The sequence below is a fragment of the Rhizobium sp. LARHSG275 genome, from assembly GCF_052871115.1.
On the sequence record NZ_JBIXJN010000016.1, the window covers coordinates 88,493 to 110,865 of the forward strand.

Annotated in this window: 20 protein-coding genes; 14 read left to right on the forward strand and 6 right to left on the reverse strand. The window is 60.4% G+C overall.

The features are described from left to right. Positions 1–43 precede the first annotated feature (43 nt). Together ACIPSK_RS21825 and ACIPSK_RS21830 are read left to right on the forward strand one after the other, a co-directional pair. Positions 44–274 carry a DUF1127 domain-containing protein gene (locus ACIPSK_RS21825; RefSeq protein ID WP_162117223.1) on the forward strand — a complete coding sequence of 77 codons (231 nt, stop codon included), beginning with the start codon at positions 44–46 and terminating at the stop codon, positions 272–274. A 96-nt stretch (positions 275–370) separates the two neighbouring features. Further along, complete coding sequence (locus ACIPSK_RS21830; protein ID WP_162117224.1) at positions 371–1,201, forward strand: enoyl-CoA hydratase; 831 nt, start codon at positions 371–373, stop codon at positions 1,199–1,201. On the opposite strand, the gene ACIPSK_RS21835 is transcribed toward ACIPSK_RS21830, so the two are convergent. Next, the gene (locus ACIPSK_RS21835; protein WP_162117225.1) at positions 1,202–2,038 is read right to left on the reverse strand and encodes an EamA family transporter; all 837 of its coding nucleotides are present in this window, start codon (positions 2,036–2,038) and stop codon (positions 1,202–1,204) included. 465 nt (positions 2,039–2,503) lie between these two features. Then, positions 2,504–2,827: a hypothetical protein gene (locus ACIPSK_RS21840; RefSeq protein WP_162117281.1), complete on the reverse strand. Its 324-nt coding sequence runs from the start codon at positions 2,825–2,827 to the stop codon at positions 2,504–2,506. A 120-nt stretch (positions 2,828–2,947) separates the two neighbouring features. Here ACIPSK_RS21840 and ACIPSK_RS21845 point away from each other — a divergent pair, with 120 nt between their 5' ends. From ACIPSK_RS21845 to ACIPSK_RS21860, 4 genes are all read left to right on the forward strand, one after another. Continuing rightward, on the forward strand, positions 2,948–3,376 hold the full coding sequence (locus ACIPSK_RS21845) for a CoA-binding protein (RefSeq protein WP_162117226.1): 429 nt from the start codon (positions 2,948–2,950) through the stop codon (positions 3,374–3,376). A gap of 117 nt (positions 3,377–3,493) precedes the next feature. After that, the gene (locus ACIPSK_RS21850) at positions 3,494–4,777 is read left to right on the forward strand and encodes an O-acetylhomoserine aminocarboxypropyltransferase (protein WP_162117227.1); all 1,284 of its coding nucleotides are present in this window, start codon (positions 3,494–3,496) and stop codon (positions 4,775–4,777) included. Between the two features lie 23 nt (positions 4,778–4,800). Next, positions 4,801–5,145, forward strand: a complete 345-nt coding sequence (locus tag ACIPSK_RS21855) for a cupin domain-containing protein (RefSeq protein ID WP_162117228.1) — start codon at positions 4,801–4,803, stop codon at positions 5,143–5,145. Between the two features lie 256 nt (positions 5,146–5,401). Beyond that, positions 5,402–7,531, forward strand: coding sequence for a bifunctional diguanylate cyclase/phosphodiesterase (locus ACIPSK_RS21860; RefSeq protein ID WP_162117229.1), 2,130 nt, complete (start codon positions 5,402–5,404; stop codon positions 7,529–7,531). A gap of 236 nt (positions 7,532–7,767) precedes the next feature. Here the strand turns inward: ACIPSK_RS21860 and ACIPSK_RS21865 are convergent, their stop codons facing one another. Then, entirely contained in the window at positions 7,768–9,012 is a 1,245-nt protein-coding gene (locus ACIPSK_RS21865; RefSeq protein WP_017963836.1) for a cytochrome P450, read from the reverse strand. A gap of 59 nt (positions 9,013–9,071) precedes the next feature. Then, complete coding sequence (locus ACIPSK_RS21870) at positions 9,072–10,325, reverse strand: diguanylate cyclase (protein ID WP_162117230.1); 1,254 nt, start codon at positions 10,323–10,325, stop codon at positions 9,072–9,074. A 450-nt stretch (positions 10,326–10,775) separates the two neighbouring features. On the opposite strand from ACIPSK_RS21870, the gene clpP reads away from it, so the two are divergent. The 5 genes from clpP to ACIPSK_RS21895 all read left to right on the forward strand — a co-directional run bounded on the left by clpP (position 10,776) and on the right by ACIPSK_RS21895 (position 18,698). Then, positions 10,776–11,405: an ATP-dependent Clp endopeptidase proteolytic subunit ClpP gene (gene clpP, locus ACIPSK_RS21875; RefSeq protein ID WP_017963838.1), complete on the forward strand. Its 630-nt coding sequence runs from the start codon at positions 10,776–10,778 to the stop codon at positions 11,403–11,405. 303 nt (positions 11,406–11,708) lie between these two features. Then, entirely contained in the window at positions 11,709–12,986 is a 1,278-nt protein-coding gene (clpX, locus tag ACIPSK_RS21880) for an ATP-dependent Clp protease ATP-binding subunit ClpX (RefSeq protein ID WP_017963839.1), read from the forward strand. Between the two features lie 401 nt (positions 12,987–13,387). Beyond that, entirely contained in the window at positions 13,388–15,805 is a 2,418-nt protein-coding gene (gene lon / locus ACIPSK_RS21885) for an endopeptidase La (protein ID WP_162117231.1), read from the forward strand. A gap of 206 nt (positions 15,806–16,011) precedes the next feature. After that, entirely contained in the window at positions 16,012–16,287 is a 276-nt protein-coding gene (hupB, locus tag ACIPSK_RS21890) for a DNA-binding protein HupB (protein ID WP_003558438.1), read from the forward strand. A gap of 212 nt (positions 16,288–16,499) precedes the next feature. After that, the gene (locus ACIPSK_RS21895) at positions 16,500–18,698 is read left to right on the forward strand and encodes an esterase-like activity of phytase family protein (RefSeq protein ID WP_162117232.1); all 2,199 of its coding nucleotides are present in this window, start codon (positions 16,500–16,502) and stop codon (positions 18,696–18,698) included. Between the two features lie 218 nt (positions 18,699–18,916). Here ACIPSK_RS21895 and ACIPSK_RS21900 read toward each other — a convergent pair whose 3' ends face one another. Then, complete coding sequence (locus tag ACIPSK_RS21900; protein ID WP_162117233.1) at positions 18,917–19,903, reverse strand: aldo/keto reductase; 987 nt, start codon at positions 19,901–19,903, stop codon at positions 18,917–18,919. Positions 19,904–20,136: 233 nt separating this feature from the next. On the opposite strand from ACIPSK_RS21900, the gene ACIPSK_RS21905 reads away from it, so the two are divergent. Beyond that, positions 20,137–20,538, forward strand: a complete 402-nt coding sequence (locus ACIPSK_RS21905; RefSeq protein ID WP_246709747.1) for a (R)-mandelonitrile lyase — start codon at positions 20,137–20,139, stop codon at positions 20,536–20,538. Positions 20,539–20,544: 6 nt separating this feature from the next. Here ACIPSK_RS21905 and ACIPSK_RS21910 read toward each other — a convergent pair whose 3' ends face one another. Further along, positions 20,545–21,150: a class I SAM-dependent methyltransferase gene (locus tag ACIPSK_RS21910; protein ID WP_017963844.1), complete on the reverse strand. Its 606-nt coding sequence runs from the start codon at positions 21,148–21,150 to the stop codon at positions 20,545–20,547. A 164-nt stretch (positions 21,151–21,314) separates the two neighbouring features. Here ACIPSK_RS21910 and ACIPSK_RS21915 point away from each other — a divergent pair, with 164 nt between their 5' ends. Both ACIPSK_RS21915 and ACIPSK_RS21920 read left to right on the forward strand, forming a co-directional pair. Continuing rightward, positions 21,315–21,668 (forward strand): hypothetical protein, encoded by a 354-nt coding sequence (locus ACIPSK_RS21915; RefSeq protein WP_162117235.1) that lies wholly within the window; start codon positions 21,315–21,317, stop codon positions 21,666–21,668. 132 nt (positions 21,669–21,800) lie between these two features. Beyond that, complete coding sequence (locus tag ACIPSK_RS21920; protein ID WP_162117236.1) at positions 21,801–22,349, forward strand: glutathione peroxidase; 549 nt, start codon at positions 21,801–21,803, stop codon at positions 22,347–22,349. The last annotated feature ends 24 nt before the right edge of the window (positions 22,350–22,373 follow it).

The following is a 22,373-nucleotide window of genomic DNA, read 5'->3' on the forward strand; positions in this document are numbered from 1 at the left end:
ATCTTCCAGCGCATCCTTCATCCGTTGAAGAAAGGAAGAAGAGATGGCCCTGGAATTAAGCGGGATCGTTGACACACCTCGCGATATCGTTCGGTCGAGACTTCGCGGGATAGCACGATGGTGCCTGCGGCTGCTGGCGGCCATCGAACATCAACTCGAAAAGCGCCGCAGCCGCCGCACGCTTTCGGAACTCACTGACGACGAGCTTTCTGATGTCGGTCTGACCCGTGCGCAGGCGAGGGCCGAGACATCGAAGTCGTGGTTCTGGTCCTGACGTCCCGCAGCTACGCGGGGAGTGCGGATCCTGCTCGAAATTGCCGGAGCCTTGTGGCAAAACGTCTGACTGGAATCGAGCGCAAGGAGCAGCGTCATGGCCGAAATCGTATCCTTCCCGGACGCAGCCAGAGCGGAGGGGGGAGGACTGCTGACCCGCTCTCTGCGCGACGGCGTGCTGCGGCTCGTGCTCGACAACCCTCCGGCCAATGTGCTTTCGATCGCGCTTCTCGAAGCCCTGATGGAAGAGCTCGATACGGCCGGAGCGGAGCCGGAAGTGCATGTCGTCGTCATCGCCTCGACCGGCAACGTCTTTTCCGCGGGACATGATCTGAAAGAGCTGACGGCCCATCGCGCCGATGAAGATCAGGGTGCCGGCTTCTTCGAAAAGACCTTTCAGCTCTGCGCCGATCTGATGCTGAAGATCGCCCATCTGCCGAAGCCCGTCATTGCCGAGATCGATGGGCTGGCGACGGCTGCAGGCTGCCAGCTCGTTGCCTCCTGCGATCTGGCGATCTGCACGGATAGTTCGACATTCTGCACGCCGGGCGTCAACATCGGCCTCTTCTGTTCGACGCCGATGGTGGCCGTTTCGCGTGCAGCGCACCGAAAGCAGGCAATGGAGATGCTGCTGACCGGCGAGACGATCGACGCCTCGACCGCCAAGGATTTCGGCCTCGTCAACCGTATCGTGCCGAAGCAGTATCTGGCGCAGGTGGTTTCCAAATATGCGGCTGTGATCGCCAGCAAATCGCCGCTGACGCTGAAGATCGGCAAGGAAGCCTTCCACCGGCAGCTCGAACTGCCGGTGGAGGCGGCATATGATTATACCGCCGGGGTGATGGTCGAGAACATGCTGACGCAGGATGCGCAGGAAGGGATCGGCGCCTTCCTCGGCAAGCGCAAGGCCGAATGGACCGGTGAGTGATCACGCCAGTTTCAGAACCAGCCCACCGATCGCGATGACGACGCCGGCGACGTAGCGCCAGATGCTGGCTTTTTCCTTGAAGACGGTGATCGAGATCACCAGCGCAAAGAGGATTGCGGTTTCGCGCAGGGCTGCAACGGTCGCGACCGGGGCTTTCGTCATTGCCCAGAGTGCGAGCCCGTAGGAAGCGATCGAGCCGGCGCCGCCGATGAGACCGCGCCACCAGTTGCGGCGAACGTGACGCACCACTGTGAAAGCGCCGCGCTGCGACACCGCCCAGGAAAACAGCAGTACCGGCGGCAGCAGCGACATCCACAAGGTGTAGGAAACCGCATTGCCGGAGATGCGCGCGCCGACGCCGTCGACATAGGTATAGCTGGCGATGACGCAGGCATTGGCAAGCGAGAGGACGACGGCGCGGCGGCTGCCGCGTCGCGCCTCCAGGGCGAGCGTCAGCACACCGGCGCAGATTGTCATTGTGCCGGCAAGAGCGCCGCCGGAAAGATTTTCCTTGAGGATGAAACCGCTTGTCGCGGCGATCAGGAGAGGAGCACAGCCACGCATCAGCGGATAGACGAGGCCGATATCGCCGGCCCGATAGGCGGCGGCGACCAGCTGGAAATAAGCGAATTGCAGGATGGCCGAGGCGCCAATGAACGGCCATGCCGAGGCGTGTGGCAGCGGCAGGAACGCCAGGAACGGTAGTGCCGAAACGGCGCCGCCGGCAGAGATCAGCGCCGCATCCAGGGATTTATCGCTCCCTGCCTTGACGATGGCGTTCCATGTCGCGTGCAGCAGTGCGCCGAAGAGAACGAGCAGGATAACGTCGAGAGGCAAGGGAGTAAGTCCGGATAGGATGAGAGGAAGCGGAATGCGCCTCGCCTTCGGCGTCTCAAATTCCTGAAAAGACAACTGGGATTTGCACGAAAACGTGCGGCTGCGGTCGCTTATGTCGAATAGCATCCTTTCAGGATGTGAACAATGGTGGGCATTGCAGCAATTTTTACGTGCGCGCGATATGCGTTCAATCCAAGCGATGCTTTCAACTATGAGATGCTTCTAATGCACGAGGGAACAAATGGCGGAATTATCACGAACAAAAAGAGGAAAATACCTGCGGAGTTCGGGAGGCGATCATTCTATGCTGCTGAAATATAGATATTATTCTATAGCTTTGACATACGGGAAAATTAAAGCTTTTGGTTGTGTAATCTTCAAGAAATCGCAGCGCGGAATTGAGATCAAACCTTTCGCAAGCGCGAAAGACGTACGGTTTCGGCGGCTGTCACGACGGCGAAAAAATCAAAGCTGATGATGCGGAACGAAGACCATCCCGTCAAGGTTGTCTATGCTCTGGCAGTTCAGTACCTGGCAGCGGGGATTGTCTTTCGAGGGGATATGCGTCCATTCCGCATAATCGGTCGCGTCGCAATAATTGCTGTCGCGGACATAGCGATCATAGAGCGGCAAGCCTCGCGGAGACTGGTAGCGGAAGATGGCGGCGCCTTGGTTGTGGATGGCGGCACGCACGCGGGCACAGCTCATCGTGAGCGGATTGTAGCGCGAGATCGCCAGCGCCGGCGATGCGGCGAGCACGAGCATGAGGGCAAGAGCGATTTTTTTGATCGAATCATCCTCAGGGAGTAGCCAATTCATATATACGAAAGAGACACGCCGCCGGTTTCACGAGAACGCAAAAAAACATGTCGGCTGTGCCGAAGGGCTTTCGGGAATGGAGAAGCGGACATGAATCACGACGCCTACACGGATGAATACCTCGCCGGAATTCTGCATTCGGTAAAAACCATCGCGCTGACCGGCGCTTCGCCCAATCCGGCCCGGCCGAGCAACGGCGTCATGGGCTATCTGCTGTCGCGCGGCTACGAGGTCATTCCTGTCAATCCGGGGCAGGCGGGCAAGCAGATCCAGGGCCGTACCGTTTATGCCCGGCTCGCCGACATTCCCGTGCCGATAGATATGGTCGACGTATTCCGCGCGTCGGAATATCTGGATGGGGTGGTCGAGGAGGCACTGGCGCTGAGGCCGCTGCCGAAGATCCTCTGGTCTCAACTTGGTGTGCGCGACGATGCGGCTGCGGCAAAGGCGGAGGCCGCCGGCATCCAGGTCGTGATGAACCGCTGCCCTGCGGTCGAGTATCCTCGTCTTATTGCCTGAGTTGCGGTCTGCTGAGATGGTTTTTCCACCGAACGCCCATGGGCTGAAACGGATCGCGGTTAACTTTCGTAAGCGACAGGCTATGATCCCGCCCGTCAGCAACAACGGGAGGACGACATGGCCAAGAACGATCCGGGATTCAGCACGTTGGCGATTCACGCCGGCGCACAGCCCGACCCGACGACCGGGGCGCGGGTAACGCCGATCTACCAGACGACCGCTTTCATCTTCAATGATTCCGATCATGCCGCCGCCCTCTTCGGTCTGCAGGCCTTCGGCAACATCTACACCCGCATCATGAACCCGACGCAGGCCGTGCTTGAGGAGCGCGTCGCAGCGCTCGAGGGCGGCACGGCAGCCCTTGCCGTCGCTTCCGGCCACGCGGCGCAGGTGATCGTCTTCCACAACATCATGCGCCCCGGCGAGAATTTCATCGCTGCCCGCCAGCTCTATGGCGGCTCGGTCAATCAGTTCGGCCATGCCTTCGAGAATTTTGGCTGGCAGGTGCGTTGGGCCGATGCCGCCGATCCGACAAGCTTCGAAAGCCAGATCGACGACAAGACACGCGGCATCTTCATCGAAAGCCTGGCCAATCCCGGCGGCACCTTCGTTGATATCGCGGCGATTGCCGACGTCGCACATCGCCACGGCCTGCCGCTGATCGTCGACAATACGATGGCGACACCCTATCTCATCCGCCCGATCGAGCACGGTGCCGACATCGTCGTGCATTCACTGACCAAGTTTCTCGGCGGCCACGGCAATTCCATGGGCGGCCTCATCGTCGACGGCGGCACCTTCGACTGGTCGAAATCCGGCAATTACCCGATGCTGTCGAGCCCGCGGCCGGAATATAACGGCATGGTGCTACACGCGACCTTCGGCAATTTCGCCTTCGCGATCGCTGCACGCGTGCTTGGCCTGCGCGACCTCGGGCCGGCGATCTCGCCCTTCAATGCCTTCCTGATCCTGACCGGTATCGAGACGCTGCCGCTTCGAATGCAGCGCCACAGCGACAATGCGATCGCCGTCGCCAAATGGCTGAAGGCACACAGCAAGATCGCCTGGGTGAATTATGCCGGCCTCGACGACGACCCGAACCACGCCCTGCAGCAGCGCTACTCGCCGAAGGGCGCCGGCTCCGTCTTCACCTTCGGCGTCAAGGGCGGCTATGAGGCGGGCAAGACACTGGTCGAGGGGCTGGAGCTCTTCTCCCATCTTGCCAATATCGGCGATACCCGTTCGCTCGTCATTCATCCGGCCTCGACGACGCACCGGCAGTTAACCGACGAGCAGAGGATCGCTGCCGGCGCCGGGCCAGACGTCGTGCGCCTCTCCGTCGGCATCGAGGACGTCAAGGACATCATCGCCGATCTCGAACAGGCATTGTCCAAGATCTGAGATCAGAGGGATCTACGGCGACCGTGACAAATTTCATCACCTTCGATATCGACGGCGTCGAACCCGAGTTCGGCGCCCCGGAGCCCGGCCGGATCATTTCCGGCGATCCGCATTTCCGCACATGGAATCTGGAGGAAGCCGAAGGCGGCCTCTATTCCGGCATTTGGGAGGCGACGCCGGGCAAGTGGCGGATCACCTACGAGGAATGGGAATATTTCAGTCTGCTGTCCGGCCATTCGATCGTGACGGAGGATGGCGGTGAACCGGTTCATCTGAAGACGGGCGACCGGATGATCCTCAAGCCCGGCTTCAAGGGAACGTGGGAAGTCGTTGAAACGACTCGCAAGGATTATGTGATCAAGGTTTGAGCGGGGGGCGAACGAAGCCGAGCCTGTCCCGTTTTCGGCTTCGCCTTTGTCGTCACTTTCACGGCGGTGCTCCGCAACGGCAAGCGGGCAACGACGGTGTTCGTGACGCGTTGTCCCGGATTGAAATGCTTTTAACCAATCCCATTAATCGCGCCTACATCGACAAATGCTAAACCTCATCTGCAGCGCATTGCGGACATGATGTCTCCTGCCGTCCCACAGACATGGCCTTGCAATTAATCTTTCCGGAATTTGCATGTCGTCGAATCTTGCAGGTAGGTACGTTCGCACCCAGACGTCTTCCATCATCGCAACAACGGTCTTCTTCCTTGTCGTCGCCCTCGTACTGACCGGCCTGGTGGCACATGTCGTCGTTACGATGACCCGGTCTGCGAACGAAATCGATGATGCCAGGGCCAGTCGCGCCGCCCGCGCGGCAATCGGTGCGTTTGTCAGTCGCCTGAGCGCGACAACAACGGATAATGCCGTATGGGATGATGCCTATAGCGCCGTCTCATCTTCGGCTGCCGCGGATTGGGCCTATGAGAATTGGGGGAAAACCAGCGAGGATTACGCGCTCTATGATGGCGCGATCGTGATCGGCCCTGATCGGTCTTCGATCGTCTCGGCCTATGCCAAAGGCAAGCCCTTCCAGCCGAGCGCGTTTTTCGGGCAAGGTTTTTATCAGCAGATCAATGTGGCTGCCGATCCGGAGCGGGCGCCAGTGATCAATTTCATCAAGACCGAAAACGGTATCGCTCTGATCGCATCGCAGGCAATCCAGCCTTTCCAGGCGACCGCGGAGCTTCCGAAGCTTAGCACGCTGAGTTTCTACAAGGAATTTACATCGGAAGTTATCGACACGCTTTCGAATGAACATGAACTTGAAGGCTTGCGACTTGAGACGACGCCGAAGCCTGAGTTCCTGAACACGCCGATCACCGACATGAAGGGGGCCGTCATCGGCTATCTCGTCTGGCCCAGCAAAGCGCCGGGAAGCGCCGTGTTTCATCAGGTGTACCCCTATGTTGCAGCCGCTATCGTCATCCTCGCGCTGTTCCTGATCGGCGTTCTGCTGGTTGGCGCCTCCGAGGCGCGGCGCCTGCGCCAATTGGCGCAAACAGCGATTTTCGAAGCCGACCACGATAGCCTGAGCGGTCTGTTGAACAGACACGGGCTTCTCAACCTGTTGGAAGGGCTGGAAAATTCGGCCTCTTCGCCACATCGGCTCTATCTGGTCGACCTTGATGGCTTCAAGGCCGTCAACGATGCCTGGGGCCATGCGGTGGGGGACGATTTGATCCGGCTGGTCTCGAAGGCGCTAGCCGCCTGCCACCCCGAGATCATTGCCACGGCGCGGCTCGGGGGCGATGAATTTGCGCTGGTGCACGTCGGTTCTGCCACGCGCGGAGAGATGGAAAAGACCATTCTGGCGCTGTTTGCCGAGCCCTTCAAAATCGACGGACGAACGATCGAGGTTGGCGCAAGCATCGGCGCTGCTGCCCGCAGCGGCGACGTCCCGCCCTTGGAGTTGCTCCGCAGAGCGGACATGGCCCTCTATCGTGCCAAGGCAAATGGTCGGGGCCAGGCGATCGAATACGACCCCGAACTGGACCGGGAACGCCAACGGGTCGCCGAACTGGAAGGCCTGTTGAAGAGCGCCATCAGCAGTGGCGCAATCGAAGCCGTTTTCCAACCTCTCGTCTCTGCTTCGACCGGCGCTGTGACCGGTCTTGAAGCACTGGCGCGCTGGCGAACTGCAACCGGAAATATCAGCCCGGAGATTTTCATCCCTCTTGCCGAGAGGTGCGGCCTCATCGATGCGCTCGGCGTTCATATGCTGAGAACATCGATCGAGCACGCCAAGAGCTGGCCCGATCTGGCATTGTCGGTGAACGTTTCGCCAATCCAGCTCTGCAATCCGGAATTTGCCGCTGAAGTGATCTCGGTCCTGCAGGAACTCGATTTTAATCCCAACCGCCTGACATTGGAAATCACCGAAGGCGTTCTGATGACAAATCCGGATCAGGCCCGGCGGTCGATAGACCAGCTCAAGCATGTCGGCATCAAGTTCGCGCTTGATGACTTTGGCTGCGGCTACGCAAGCATTGGCGCATTGCGGCAGTTCGGGTTCGATCGCATGAAGATCGACCGCTCGCTCGTGTCTGCTCTCGACGAAGACTCAAATGGCGCCGATGTTCTGCGGGCAACCATCTCGCTCGCGACCGCGCTGCGGATTCCCGTGACCGCGGAAGGTATCGAGACTGCTCGCCAGGCGGCGATCTTGCGCGATGCCGGCTGCGATCAGCTTCAAGGATATCTGCTGGGAAAGCCTATGTCGGCATATGACATATCCAGCAGGCTGTTAGAAGAGTCAGCCGCATGATGCCGCCAAGGTCGTGGCATAGGCTCGGTGTTGATGGCTCGTTACCGGCGTTCCAGCAGAGCGGTGACCGCTGAACGTGACTCCCTTTCACTCGCTGCCGGACGTCTTCACCGTTAACCGGTAACATTTGTCCTGCTGCCAGTCGCTGAAGGTCAAGCGCACGGAAGACTATACCGGCCGTTACGGCTGATCCGCAATCCCGGGATCGCTTCAGCGATGCCCGAAGGAGGAATCGATCACCATTGCAGATCCAGCCGGTCTAGCCCGTGGAAATGGTAGACGTCCTTCACCACGGGTGTCTTTGCCAGCTTGAGTCCGGCCAGCCGTTCGAACAGGATCGGCAGCACGACGTTGAGCTCCAGCCGTGCCAACGGCGCGCCGATGCAGAAATGGATGCCGGCGCCGAAGGAGAGGTTCGCCGCTTCGTTACGACCAGGCAGGAAGGTCAGCGGATCGGTGAATTTCGTCGGGTCGAGATTGGCGGCGGCGAGGATGAGGCTCACCTTGTCGCCGCGCTTGAAGGAGACCCCGTCGATTTCGGCTGGCTCCAGCGCCCAGCGCTGGAAGATGTGGACCGGCGCGCAGATGCGCAAGGTTTCCTCTACGGTGCGCTCCGTCGTCGCCTCGTCACGGAAGAGTTCCGCCGGATCGCAGCCGCTGTCGAGGATGGTGCGTACAGAATTGCCGATCTGGTGCACGGTCGCCTCATGCCCGGCATTGAGCAGCACGATCGTTGTCGAGACGAGCTCCTCTTCGGTCAGATACTGACCCTTGTGCTCGGTATGGATCATGTGGGTCAGCAGGTCGTCGCGCGGTTCGGTGCGGCGTTCTGTGATGACCGTTTTGACGTAGTCGGAAAATTCCTTCGCCGCCCGTTCGGCCTCGTCCTCCTGCTCGCGCGTACGGCCGAACATGTACATGCGGACATAGGCGTGCGACCAGGCGAGAAGTTGCGGTCCCATCTCTTCGGGAATACCGATCATCCGGGCAATCATCGTCACCGGGATGATGTCGGCAAAGGCCGAGAGCAGCTCGACCTCACGCTTCTCCGCGAAACCGTCGATCAGCCGATTGGCGAGTTCGGCAAGCTCCGGTTTCATCTTCTCGACATGGCGGGAAACGAAGGCGCGGTTGACGAGCGTACGCAGCCGCGTGTGCTCCGGCGGTTCGAGTTCGAGCAGGGAATAACGTTCCGAGAGATCGAAACTGGCAAGATGCGGCATCGGCTCGGCAAGGCCGAGCTCCTCGCGGCTGGCGATATGCAGGATCTGACGGCCAAAGCGGCGGTCGCGCAGCAGGCCGTTCACATGGTCGTAACCCGTGAAGAACCACTGCTTCTGCTCAAGCCAGTAGAAGGTCGGGCAATGGGCGTGAAGGGCCGCATAGACGGCATTCGGGTTACTGTAGAAGGCCGGGTTGCGGCCGTCCAGAGAGACATGACGGTTGGCGCGGTCGATCGAGAGAAAGGATGGGATCATCATGCCCCGAGGCTTAGCGGATTTGGTAAGCCTCGGAAAGATGTGGGGAGAGGGATCCCGGACTACCCGGCCCGCGACAGTGTGCCCATGCGTCGCAGCGCCTCGACCTGGTCGTCGACCGTCGGTACGAGTTCGCCGGCGGTGCTTGGCGGCGTAGCCGGGGCAGGGGCCGCGGCCTCCGCTTCGCCGAAGGTGACCGTGCAGTTGCGGCCGGCGGCCTTCGCCGCATAGAGCGCCCGGTCGGCAGCCGAGATCAGTTTGTCTATATTGGCTTCGATCGAGGAGGCGAGCGCGATGCCGATGCTGACCGTGACCGGAACGATCGCTTCGCCGGTGCTGACGGGAAGACGGCAGAATTCGGTGCGGATCGCTTCGGCGATCGCCTCGGCTTCGCTCTGATCCGTGACCGCGGCGAAGGCGGCGAATTCCTCGCCGCCCATGCGGCCGAAGATGTTGTTCGGAATATACTGGCGGGCCATGCGCGCGAATGCGGTCAGCACGGCGTCGCCGGACTGGTGGCCGAAACGGTCGTTGACGCGCTTGAAATGGTCGAGATCGAAAAGCATGACCGCGACCTGGCGTCGGTCGTCATGGGCCTTTTCCTGGGTGGCGTCGAAATAGCCGAGCAGGCCGCGGCGGTTGAGCACGCCGGTCAGCGAATCGGTCAGGGTGAGCGCACGCAGGTGCCGTTCGGAACGCTCCATGATCAGCCGGCAGGTGAACGCGAAGGCGATGGTGAGCAGGAAGGCGCTGGCCATGGCGGAAGCGCCGCCGAGATTGGTCGCTTCGATGTCGCTCGGCAGCGTCAGCGCCATCATCAGCGCCGAGCCGAAGCACAGGCAGCCCTGGATGACGAACACGCCCATCAGCTTGACGCGGGTGCGCTCGCGGCGCATGTCGCCGGCGGCGACCGCCATGGCAAGTGCCGTCGCACCCGTCGCCGAAGCAAGGTTATAGAGCACCACGCGGTTTGAATAATCGCTGTTGACCCAAGGCAGGAAGACCCCGGCGAGCCAGATGACCGGCGGCAGCAGCGCCCACCATTCGATCCGCTTGCGGTCGAGCGCCAGAAACCCCGCCACCCAGGCGCTCTGGCCGAGCAGGGCGATGGCGTTGCCTACCTCTACAGAAAGCACGCTGGGGACTTCGCCGCGCAGCGCGACCATCGCAAAACCAATGCCGGTCAGGAGGAAGCCCAAGCCCCAATAGAGATAGGCCTCGTTCCTGACGTTATGGCGCCAGGCGACGAACAGCACCAAAGCGAGCGTCATGGCCTCTGAACACCAGATGGCGAGACCTGTAGCAATATTGAACACGGCAGCAACCCCTTGTCTGTCCGCTCTTTTCTGTTGGCTTGCATCCTTGCCGAGGAAGCTCGCCACTTCCTTAATGTCGCTGCGCTGCGGCACTGTTTCGGGCCGATATCTGCCGGTAGGCTTTCCGTTGGGTAAACGTGCATGAGTATTATCGAATAGAGTAAGCCTTCCTTCATCCTGTCATGGAGAAAAGTGGGGGGAGATCATACCGAGAGCTCGCCGTTAACAGGCGTTTGAGGGAAAGAGGCTCAATGCATGTCGCCCGGAAGTGTGCAGCGGTTCCGGGATAACGACATGCATGAAAAGAAGGCGCTAAAGCCGCTTGGCCCCGCCTTCTTAACGTTATCCTCATGCGTGTCTTGAAGAGGAGGGCCGGGACACTCTATGTAGGGGTAAGATATTTTTCTTGATTCCCGGCGCCGGCCGGCGAGACGTTGACAAAGGACGCACATGAGAAACCCAGTCGATACCGCAATGGCCCTCGTGCCGATGGTCGTGGAACAGACCAACCGCGGTGAACGCTCCTACGACATCTATTCCCGTTTGTTGAAGGAACGCATCATCTTCCTGACGGGTGCCGTCGAAGACCATATGGCAACGCTCGTCTGCGCCCAGCTGCTCTTCCTCGAGGCCGAAAACCCGAAGAAGGAAATCGCCCTCTATATCAATTCGCCCGGTGGCGTCGTCACCGCCGGCATGGCGATCTACGATACGATGCAGTTCATCAAGCCCGCGGTTTCGACGCTCTGCATCGGCCAGGCCGCATCCATGGGCTCGCTGCTGCTGGCGGCCGGCCACCAGGACATGCGCTTTGCAACGCCGAATTCCCGCATCATGGTGCACCAGCCCTCGGGCGGCTTCCAGGGGCAGGCCTCGGACATCGAGCGGCACGCCCGCGACATCCTCAAAATGAAGCGCCGTCTGAACGAGGTCTACGTCAAGCATACCGGCCGGACCTACGAGGAAGTTGAAAAGACGCTCGATCGTGACCATTTCATGGATGCGGACGAAGCCCAGAGCTGGGGCGTGATCGACAAGGTTCTGACGTCGCGCCTCGAAATGGAAGGCGAACAGGCCTAGTAATTAATTGGGATGGTGTTTTTGTCGCCACAGTTCTATCCCATTTGTGATTGAACAAGGGCTTTCATCCGGCGACGAAGACGCTAATAGTAACTATTAATGCTATGTTGAATTTTTATGACATAGCATTCGGTATTCGAAGGGGAATTCGTTGCCGCCGGAACCCGGACATGATTGGTTGGGGCCGGTTCGTACCCCCTGAAGCCCTTCTCGGCAAAGGCTCCGGAAACGGAGTGCCGCCAGGAGCTGATAGAGTGGACCGCGATTTCGCCTTGAAATGCGGCGTGCTGGAAGGAAAATGATATGAGCAAGGTCAGCGGCAGCAACGGCGGCGACTCCAAGAACACTCTCTATTGTTCGTTCTGCGGAAAGAGCCAGCACGAAGTCCGGAAACTGATTGCCGGACCGACCGTCTTCATCTGCGATGAATGCGTCGAATTGTGCATGGACATCATCCGCGAGGAGAACAAATCCTCGATGGTCAAGTCCCGCGACGGCGTTCCGACGCCCCAGGACATCATCAAGGTCCTCGACGAATACGTCATCGGCCAGCGGCAGGCGAAGAAGATCCTGTCGGTTGCCGTTCACAACCATTACAAGCGCCTGGCGCACGCCTCCAAGAACGGCGAAGTCGAATTGGCGAAGTCGAACATCATGCTCGTCGGCCCGACCGGCTGCGGCAAGACCTATCTTGCCCAGACGCTCGCCCGCATCATCGACGTTCCCTTCACCATGGCCGATGCGACGACGCTGACCGAGGCCGGGTATGTCGGCGAGGACGTCGAAAACATCATCCTGAAGCTCCTGCAGTCGGCCGACTACAATGTCGAGCGTGCGCAGCGCGGCATCGTCTACATCGACGAAGTCGACAAGATTTCGCGCAAGTCTGACAACCCGTCGATCACCCGCGACGTCTCGGGCGAGGGCGTGCAGCAGGCGCTGCTGAAGATCATGGAAGGCACGGTTGCTTCCGTTCCGCCGCAGGGCGGCCGCAAGCACCCGCAGCAGGAATTCCTGCAGGTCGACACAACGAACATTCTGTTCATCTGTGGCGGCGCCTTCGCTGGCCTCGACAAGATCATTTCGGCTCGCGGCGAGAAGACCTCGATCGGCTTTGGCGCCACCGTCAAGTCCCAGGACGACCGTCGCGTCGGCGAGGTCCTGCGCGAACTGGAGCCGGAAGATCTGGTCAAGTTCGGCCTCATCCCGGAATTCATCGGCCGTCTGCCGGTTCTGGCGACGCTCGAGGACCTCGACGAGGACGCACTGATCCAGATCCTGTCCGAGCCGAAGAACGCGCTGATCAAGCAGTATCAGCGGCTGTTCGAGATGGAGGATGTGGAACTGAACTTCCACGAGGACGCTCTGCGTGAAATCGCCCGTAAGGCGATCGTGCGCAAGACCGGCGCCCGCGGCCTTCGCTCGATCATGGAGAAGATCCTGCTCGACACGATGTTCGAACTGCCGACGCTGGAAGGCGTGCGCGAGGTCGTCATATCAGAGGAAGTGGTGCGCGGTTCGGCCCGTCCGCTTTACATCTATGCCGATCGCCAGGAAGAAAAGGCCAACGCTTCGGCGTGAGCTTGATGGCTTTCGTGTGATTATTTTGGGGGCTTGCCATAGGCAGGCCCCTTTCTATTTGAAAAACCATGCGAGGCGCTGTTAGTATTTGCCGGTGGGAACCGAAATTGCTTTTGCCGATGTTGCGCAAGGGTGCGTGCCTGGCAATGATGCAATGATCCGTAAGTCTCTTGCTGGCGTTTGCATTTAGCCGGGTCGGAAGTGGTAAGCGCCGGTCCAGCCACACGCGTCATAGTGTTGGCGTTCCGTTGTAATAAAGCTGTCACATCCGAGGGACGCGGGCGTTGGCGTGCTTGAAAAGCGTAGTCAGAACCTCCACTTGTAGGAACAAGTGAGATTGCCGGCCGGTCCCAAGCGGCCGTGCAGAGAGCCCGGCAACGGGACGATGGAAAGGACATAAAATGACGAAGAAAACGTCTGTAGCGACCAGCACTGCCTACCCTGTTCTGCCCCTGCGCGACATCGTGGTTTTCCCGCATATGATCGTGCCGCTATTCGTGGGACGGGAAAAGTCGATCCGTGCGCTCGAAGAGGTCATGGGTTCCGACAAGCAGATCATGCTGGTGACACAGATCAACGCCAGCGACGACGATCCGGATCCTTCCGCGATCCACAATGTCGGCACCGTGGCGAACGTGTTGCAACTGTTGAAGCTGCCCGATGGCACCGTGAAGGTTCTGGTCGAAGGCCGCGCCCGCGCCGAGATCGACACCTATACCAGCCGCGAGGATTTCTATGAGGCGCTCGGCCACGTGCTCGAGGAGCCGCATGACGATCCGGTCGAGCTGGAAGCCCTGTCGCGTTCGGTCGTCTCCGAATTCGAGAGCTACGTGAAGCTCAACAAGAAGATTTCACCCGAAGTGGTCGGCGCCGCCAGCCAGATCGACGACTATTCCAAGCTCGCCGATACGGTCGCTTCGCATCTGTCGATCAAGATCACCGAGAAGCAGGAGATGCTGGAGACCACCAGCGTCAAGCAGCGCCTCGAAAAAGCCCTCGGCTTCATGGAAGGCGAGATCTCGGTCCTGCAGGTCGAAAAGCGGATCCGCTCGCGCGTCAAGCGCCAGATGGAGAAGACCCAGCGCGAATACTACCTCAATGAACAGATGAAGGCGATCCAGAAGGAACTCGGCGACGGCGAGGAAGGCCGCGACGAGATGAGCGAACTGGAAGAGCGCATCTCCAAGACCAAGCTGTCCAAGGAAGCCCGTGAAAAGGCCGATGCGGAGCTGAAGAAGCTGCGCCAGATGAGCCCGATGTCGGCGGAAGCCACCGTCGTGCGCAATTATCTGGACTGGCTGCTCGGCATTCCCTGGGGCAAGAAGTCGAAGATCAAGGCCGATCTCAACAATGCCGAGAAGATCCTCGAAGCCGATCACTTCGGTCTCGATAAGGTCAAGGAGCGCATCGTCGAATATCTGGCCGTGCAGGCCCGTGCCACCAAGATCAAGGGCCCGATCCTCTGCCTCGTCGGTCCTCCGGGTGTCGGCAAGACTTCGCTCGCCCAGTCGATCGCCAAGGCGACCGGCCGTGAGTATGTCCGCATGGCACTTGGCGGCGTTCGTGACGAAGCCGAAATCCGCGGTCACCGCCGCACCTATATCGGCTCGATGCCCGGCAAGGTCATCCAGTCGATGAAGAAGGCGAAGAAGTCCAACCCGCTCTTCCTGCTCGACGAGATCGACAAGCTCGGCCAGGACTATCGCGGCGATCCGTCCTCGGCCCTGCTCGAAGTGCTCGATCCGGCACAGAACATGACCTTCATGGACCACTATCTGGAAGTCGAATACGACCTGTCGGATGTGATGTTCATCACGACGGCGAATACGCTGAACATTCCAGCGCCCCTGATGGACCGCATGGAGATCATCCGTATCGCCGGCTACACCGAGGATGAAAAGCGCGAAATCGCCAAGCGGCACCTGCTGCCGAAGGCCATCAAGGAACATGCGTTGCAGCCGGAAGAATTCTCGGTCAGCGACGACGCCCTGATGGCGATCAGCCAGCAGTACACCCGCGAAGCCGGCGTCCGCAACTTCGAACGCGAACTGATGAAGCTCGCCCGCAAGGCGGTCACCGAGATCATCAAGGGCAAGGCGAAGTCCGTTCATGTGACGGCCGCCAACATCTCCGACTATCTGGGCGTCCCGCGCTTCCGCCATGGCGAAGCCGAGGGCGAGGATCAGGTCGGCGTCGTGACCGGTCTTGCCTGGACGGAAGTCGGTGGCGAACTGCTGACCATCGAAGGCGTGATGATGCCGGGCAAGGGCCGCATGACGGTCACCGGCAATCTGAAGGAAGTCATGAAGGAATCGATCTCGGCAGCGGCCTCCTATGTCCGCTCGCGCGCTGTCGATTTCGGCATCGAGCCGCCGCGCTTCGACAAGAGCGACATCCACGTGCACGTGCCGGAAGGCGCGACGCCGAAGGATGGCCCCTCGGCCGGCGTCGCCATGGCAACCGCGATCGTCTCGATCATGACCGGCATTCCGGTGGACAGGCATGTGGCCATGACTGGTGAAATCACCCTTCGTGGCCGTGTGCTGCCGATCGGTGGTCTCAAGGAAAAGCTGCTCGCAGCGCTTCGCGGCGGCATCAAGAAGGTGCTGATTCCGGAGGAAAACGCCAAGGACCTGGCGGAGATTCCTGATAACGTGAAGAACAACATGGAGATCATCCCGGTATCCCGCATGGGCGAGGTGATCAAGCATGCGCTGATCCGGCGGCCGGAGCCGATCGAATGGGATGGTACGGTGGAAACGCCGGTCATCGCAACGGTCGAAGGCCTCGATGAGACAGGCGCAACCATAGCGCATTGAGTGGCCTTTGCCACATTTATGCCCCATTGGGACAAAACACGGAAAAAGGCTGGCGGAAACGCCAGCCTTTTTTGTGAAAACGTCATGTAGACGCTTGCTTTTCCTTGATTTGCAGGGCTTTTGGGTTTTCGGCGGGCCTGATGAAACCTATTCTGCGCCTAGCTTACTTTTGAGTCGTTTCATACCATTTAGAAAGGGGTGGAAACATGAACAAGAATGAACTCGTGTCCGCAGTAGCCGAAAAGGCAGGACTGACGAAGTCTGACGCGGCTTCCGCTGTTGACGCGGTTTTCGACGTTGTCCAGGCTGAGCTCAAGAACAAGGGCGACATCCGCCTCGCGGGTTTCGGCAGCTTCACCGTTTCTCATCGTGCCGCAACGAAGGGCCGTAATCCGTCAACGGGCGCTGAAGTCGACATTCCGGCTCGCAACGTGCCGAAATTCACGCCCGGCAAGGGCCTGAAGGACGCCGTCAACGGCTGATCTGAGATTATCCACCAGTCGGAAACGAGACCGGCTGTGCAGGATTTGAGAGGGGTTCGGCTTTGCCGGACCCCTCTTGCTTGGCGGTCGGTGCGAAGCGAGCGGACAATCGCCTGACGTGATCAGGTGCAAAATGCCGCATCTGTCATGCCTGTGTCATGCCGCTCCCCCAGAAAACCTATGTTTCGAATGTTCGATACATGGGGGATTTCATGACAATTTCATCGCGCAAGGCAGCGCTTGCTGCCGTGCTTCTCGCATCCGCTGCTTTTCCGGCCGCGGCCGAACCGGTTTTCAACCGCATCGCCTCCTTCCCGGTTGCGGCGAACCTGCCGGCCGACAAGGACAAGCTGTCGGCGAGCTCCGCAGAAATCATCACCGCGACCGACGACGGCAACACGCTGATCTATAGCGACAGCCCGCTCGGCGCGATCGGCTTCATCGACATTACCGACGCCAAGGCACCGAAGGCCGGCGGCGCGGTGATGATGGACGGCGAGCCGACATCGGTCACCTCCAGCGCCGGCAAGGCGCTCGTTGCCGTCAACACCTCCGAAAGCAAGGCGAAGCCCTCGGGCCGTCTCGCGATCGTCGACGTGGCGACCAAGAAGATCGAGAATACCTGCGATCTCGGCGGCCAGCCGGATTCGATCGCCCTCAACAAGGACAAGACGCTCGGCGCCATCGCAATCGAAAACGAGCGCGACGAAGACGTCAGTGACGGCAAGATCCCGCAAATGCCGGCCGGCGACCTCGTCGTCTTCCAGGTCAAGAACGGCACCGTCGACTGCGGCACCATCAAGCACGTGGCGCTGACCGGGCTTACTGGCGTCGCCCCTGAAGATCCAGAGCCGGAATTCGTCGCCTTCAACGGCCTGAACGAAATTGCGCTGACGCTGCAGGAGAACAATGAGATCGTCATCATCGACGCCAACACGGCTGACGTGAAGACGCATTTCTCCGCCGGCAGCGTCGATCTCTCCGGTATCGACACCAAGCGTGACGGCGCCCTGAAATTCTCAGGCGAAGCCAAAGGCGTGCTGCGCGAGCCCGACGCCGTGAAGTGGCTGGACGATAACCGCCTCGTCGTCGCCAATGAAGGCGACTACCAGGGCGGCTCGCGCGGCTTCACCATCTTCGACAAGACGGGCAAGCTTCTCTACGAATCAGGCGCATCCTTCGAACGCGCCGTTGCCCATATCGGCCACTATCCGGAAAGCCGTTCGGGATCGAAGGGCGTCGAGCCCGAAGGCCTTGAAGCCGCCAAGTTCGGCGATGATCAGTATTTCTTTCTGCTCGCCGAGCGTGCCTCGGTCGTCGGCGTCTACAAAGATACCGGCGCTGGTCCCGAGCTCGTCCAGTTGCTGCCGTCGGGCATTTCGCCGGAAGGCGCGATCGCCATTCCCGCGCGTAATCTTCTTGCGACCGCCAACGAACTCGACCTCGGCAAGGACGGCGGCGCGCGTTCGCATGTGATGATCTACGAGCGCTCGGAAGGCGAGAAGGCCTATCCGCAGATCGTCTCTGCCGAAAAGGACGGCAATCCGATCGGCTTCGCAGCCCTTTCGGGTCTCGCCGCCGTTCCGGGCAAGCCGGGCATGCTCTACGCGGTAAGCGACAGCGTTCTGGGCTCGCAGCCGACGATCTACACGATCGACGCCAGCAAGAAGCCGGCCGTCATCACCGACGCCCTCGTCGTCAAGCGTGACGGTGCCCCAGCCCAGAAGCTCGACATCGAAGGCATCGCGGCTGCCGCCGATGGCTCCTTCTGGCTCGCCTCGGAAGGCTACAGCGAGCGTCTCGTTCCGCACGCGCTCTACAACGTCAATGCCAAGGGTGACATCAAGGCCGAGATCGCCCTGCCGAAGGAGCTCGTCGCCAACGAAATCCGCTACGGCTTCGAAGGCGTGACCATTATCGGCACCGGCGACGACACCACGCTCTGGATGGCGGTCCAGCGCGAGTGGAGCGACGACGAGAAGGGCTTCGTCAAGCTCGTCTCCTACAATCCGAAGAAGAAAGAATGGGGTGCCGTTCGCTATCCGCTCGACAAGACGGAAAGCGGCTGGGTCGGCCTGTCGGAAATCTCGGCTCAAGGCGACAGCGTCTACATCATCGAGCGCGACAACCTCGTCGGCGATGCCGCCAGGCTGAAGAAGCTCTACAAGATCGCGATATCGGACCTGAAGCCCGCCAAGCTCGGGGCCGAGTTGCCGGTCGTCAAGAAGACCGAAGCGCACGACTTCCTCGGCGAGCTGAAGTCTGCCACCAACGGCTATGTGCTGGACAAGCTTGGAGGCTTCACTTTCGACGCGTCGGGCAAGCCCTACGCGGTCACCGACAATGACGGCGTCAGCGACTCCTCCGGCGAGACCCTGTTCTTCCCGGTCGATCTGACCGCGACAAACTGAAAGCCGCCCCTCACCCTAGCCCTCTCCCCGTAAAAACGGGGAGAGGGGACGTGCCATGCGAAAGCTCGGCGTGGGACGGAGAGGTCGCGGCTCAGTCCCTTCGCCCCGCGAGCGGGGGTCCGAAGGACGGGTCGAGACCTGTGGCTCGACCCCGGTCAGTGGCGGCAGCCGGATGAGGGGCCATCTGGCCTCCCCAGCAAAGAACCAGCGTTCCATCCCTACCAGCGCTGATGCACATGCGGCGCGATCAGCCGCTCATAGATCTCGCGCGTTGCCGCCATGACGTCGGCCGACAGCGGCGCAAGGTCGGCGGCCGCCGCGTTGGCCTTGGCTTGCTCGCCATTGCGGGCACCGGGGATGACGACGGTGACCGCATCGCTCATCAGGATCCAGCGGAGCGCGAAGGCGGCCACGGTGGCGCCCTGGGGCACCAGCTTGCGCACCTCTTCCACCGCCTGCAGGCCGACCTCGAACGGCACGCCGGCAAATGTCTCGCCGACATCGAAGGCTTCGCCGTTGCGGTTGAAATTGCGGTGGTCGTCGCTGGCAAAATGTGTGTCCCGGGTGATCTTGCCGGAGAGAAGACCGCTTGCGAGCGGCACGCGGGCGATGATCGCCACATTCCTGCGGCGTGCTTCCTGGAAGAACAGGTGATCGGGGCGCTGGCGGAAGATGTTGTAGATGATCTGGATGCTGACGACGCCGGGATATTCGATCGCCTTCAGGCCGTCCTCGACCTTTTCGACGCTGACGCCGTAACCCTTGATCTTGCCGGCCTTCTGCAGCGCGTCCAGGCCCGCGAAGACCTCCGGTTGGTAAAGCACGTCGCGCGGCGGGCAGTGGAGCTGTACGAGGTCGAGACTGTCGACGGCAAGGTTCGTCAGGCTGCGGTCGATGAAGCCTTCGAGATTAGCCTTGGTGTAGCCTTCGGCGACATGCGGGTTGAGGCGACGGCCCGCCTTGGTGGCAACCATCGGCCGTTCGCCGCCGCGCGTCTTCAACACGTCGGCAATGATTTTTTCCGAGCGGCCGTCGCCATAGACATCCGCCGTGTCGATGAATGTCATGCCGGCATCGAGCGCGGCATTCAGCGCCGCGCGTCCGTCGGCCTCGCTGATGTCGCCCCAGGAGCCGCCGATCTGCCAGGCGCCGAAGCCGACGTTGGTGACGGTGAAGGGCATGCGGCCAAAAGCATGGTGTTTCATGAAAAAATCCTCCCTACTGCATGTCGCCGGAAGTGCGGGGACAACGACATGCATAAAACAAAGAGCCAAAGCGCGTCACATGATTCAAGCAAGATGCAACGCGCTGATGAAAGACACTGGCACTATCAGCCGGGCGACTCCGCGGCAATTGCCGATCAGGCTTTGATTGGTCGCCCCGATGAAATATCGTTCTGCTACAAGGCTTCAACCGCATGGATGGAAAAGGACAGATCATGGAGATCAAACCCGCCGGCTCTCGCCCCTCGACGAAGCCACCGGCCGACTATTTCACCGGCGCCGTTCGTCAGGATCCGCTGATGGAGACGCCGGCGCCTGCACGGGCGAGGGCGGTCTCCGTCACCTTCGAACCCGGCGCCCGCACGGCCTGGCATACACATCCGCTCGGCCAGACGCTGATCGTGACATCAGGCAAGGGCCTCGCCCAGAGCTGGAGTGGGGAGATCCGCGAGATCCGCGCTGGCGATACCGTCTGGTTCGCGCCGGGCGAAAAACATTGGCATGGTGCTGCCCCGGACACGGCGATGACGCACATCGCCATCCATGAAGCGCTGGACGGCAGCCACGTCGACTGGATGGAAAAGGTCAGCGACGAGCAATATTCCGGCAAGGCTTAAAGCTGATCAAAGCCGCTTCAGGCAATAGGAAAAATGCGCGTGCGATTCGACCGTCAGGAACTCGAATTGCCAGCCGTAATCCTTGCAGAATTTGGTGACCGCCTCGACGACGCCATAGACGATCGGCTTGACCGTATTGCCGGTGCAGAAATCATGCCCGGCAATACGCCCCGTGCGCTTCACCTTCTTTTCGCAGAGCAGCAATTCCTGCCAGGTCAGCTCGAAGGAATGATCGGTATCGATATAGGCCCAGTCGAGGAAATCGTCCGCGAATTCGGCAAGCTTCTCAAGCGATGTGCCCTGCATCAGATGCAGCCGGCCGGCCTCGATCTCGGCCGCGAAATTCGTGTGGATCGCGTCGAGCCCGGAGCTGTAGCGATCCATCGACCAGGGATCGATGAGGTAGAGCTCTGCCGGGCGATTCTTTTCCAGGATCTCCGCCGTATATTCGCCGAAGGCTGCTCCTACCTCGACGCCGATGCCGCCGTTCGGAATCCGATAGAGCAGTTCGCCGCGATCCGGCAGCAGCCGGGCGTTTTCCATGTGGTAGGCGCTGAGCGGGGTGCGCGGCATGCTCGCCCGGAGCGCCTGCCTTTCTTCACGTGTCTTCATCTTGATCCCGGGATTGCGGGCGACTGACGGCCCTGATGCGGTTTGACGGGAAGGTAGGAGCAGCCGGCACCGATGACAACCGCATGACAGGAATTTGCTTCTTTCGAACAAACCGCTAAGTTCCATCTGTGAACTGACGAAAAAGCCTCGGGAGGAGCGATTTCATGAGACGCATGTGGCCTGAAGAATTCAACGCCATCATCAGCGGAGCTGAGGAGGTGATGTTGGAAACACCAGCCGAGGCCGGCGAAGCGCCGCTGCAGCGCAAGGCGCTGAAGGCGCGAATCAGCATGCAGGATTACGAGCGGATCTGGCCGCTCGCCGAGATGCGCTTCCGGCTTGGCGAAAGGGATGGCAAGGCCATCACGCTGATCACCACCAACCCCCACTATCATCCCTGGCACCCGAAGGACGGCGGCAGCGTCGATTCCGTGTCGGACAGTGGCCGCCACTACAAGACGGATTATCTCGTCGTGCACTTCCTGCTCGACGACGTGAAGGAAACGTCTCCCGCCTGAGGTGCTGAGGCCCGGTGCGGCCGGAAGCCGCACCGGCGTCCTGTGGAAGCCAAGTTGATCCCGACACTGATGACAACAGCGGCGATATCGCTAAGCTTGGCGAAACATATCCTTACGAAATTGGAGGTTCCCGTGACGGGCAATGTGCTGGATATCCCGGTCAAGACTGTGGATGGTCGTGAGACCACGCTCAACGAATACAAGGGCAGGGTGCTCTTGGTCGTCAATGTCGCCTCGAAATGCGGCCTCACGCCACAATATGAGGGGCTGGAAAAGCTCTATGGAGAAAAGCGCGAGCGCGGCTTCGTCATCGCCGCCTTTCCCGCTAACGACTTCAAGGGTCAGGAGCCCGGCACCGACGCCGAGATCCTCGATTTCTGCACCAGCACCTACGACGTCACCTTCCCGATCTTCTCGAAGATCTCGGTCAAGGGCGAGGCCCAGCATCCGCTTTACCGGCAACTGACCAAGTCGGGTGTCGCGACGACGGGCGACGGCCCGATGCGCGAACGCTTGAAATCCCACGGCATGATCGGCAGCGATGAGGACGACATCCTCTGGAACTTCGAAAAATTTCTGATCGGTCGCGACGGCAAAGTCGCCGCCCGCTTCGCGCCTGACGTGACGGCGGATGATTCGCGGCTGGTTTCGGCGGTGGAGAAAGAACTGGCGAAGAGATGAAATGGTGGGCGATGAGTGCCCGTG

Excerpts from the sequence above, each read along its gene's own strand:
- ACIPSK_RS21825 (WP_162117223.1), top strand. The coding sequence starts at position 44 with ATGGCCCTGGAATTAAGCGGGATCGTTGACACACCTCGCGATATCGTT.
- ACIPSK_RS21830 (WP_162117224.1), top strand. The coding sequence starts at position 371 with ATGGCCGAAATCGTATCCTTCCCGGACGCAGCCAGAGCGGAGGGGGGA.
- ACIPSK_RS21845 (WP_162117226.1), top strand. The coding sequence starts at position 2,948 with ATGAATCACGACGCCTACACGGATGAATACCTCGCCGGAATTCTGCAT.
- ACIPSK_RS21850 (WP_162117227.1), top strand. The coding sequence starts at position 3,494 with ATGGCCAAGAACGATCCGGGATTCAGCACGTTGGCGATTCACGCCGGC.
- ACIPSK_RS21860 (WP_162117229.1), top strand. The coding sequence starts at position 5,402 with ATGTCGTCGAATCTTGCAGGTAGGTACGTTCGCACCCAGACGTCTTCC.
- ACIPSK_RS21865 (WP_017963836.1), bottom strand. The coding sequence starts at position 9,012 with ATGATGATCCCATCCTTTCTCTCGATCGACCGCGCCAACCGTCATGTC.
- clpP (WP_017963838.1), top strand. The coding sequence starts at position 10,776 with ATGAGAAACCCAGTCGATACCGCAATGGCCCTCGTGCCGATGGTCGTG.
- clpX (WP_017963839.1), top strand. The coding sequence starts at position 11,709 with ATGAGCAAGGTCAGCGGCAGCAACGGCGGCGACTCCAAGAACACTCTC.
- lon (WP_162117231.1), top strand. The coding sequence starts at position 13,388 with ATGACGAAGAAAACGTCTGTAGCGACCAGCACTGCCTACCCTGTTCTG.
- hupB (WP_003558438.1), top strand. The coding sequence starts at position 16,012 with ATGAACAAGAATGAACTCGTGTCCGCAGTAGCCGAAAAGGCAGGACTG.
- ACIPSK_RS21895 (WP_162117232.1), top strand. The coding sequence starts at position 16,500 with ATGACAATTTCATCGCGCAAGGCAGCGCTTGCTGCCGTGCTTCTCGCA.
- ACIPSK_RS21900 (WP_162117233.1), bottom strand. The coding sequence starts at position 19,903 with ATGAAACACCATGCTTTTGGCCGCATGCCCTTCACCGTCACCAACGTC.
- ACIPSK_RS21905 (WP_246709747.1), top strand. The coding sequence starts at position 20,137 with ATGGAGATCAAACCCGCCGGCTCTCGCCCCTCGACGAAGCCACCGGCC.
- ACIPSK_RS21910 (WP_017963844.1), bottom strand. The coding sequence starts at position 21,150 with ATGAAGACACGTGAAGAAAGGCAGGCGCTCCGGGCGAGCATGCCGCGC.
- ACIPSK_RS21915 (WP_162117235.1), top strand. The coding sequence starts at position 21,315 with ATGAGACGCATGTGGCCTGAAGAATTCAACGCCATCATCAGCGGAGCT.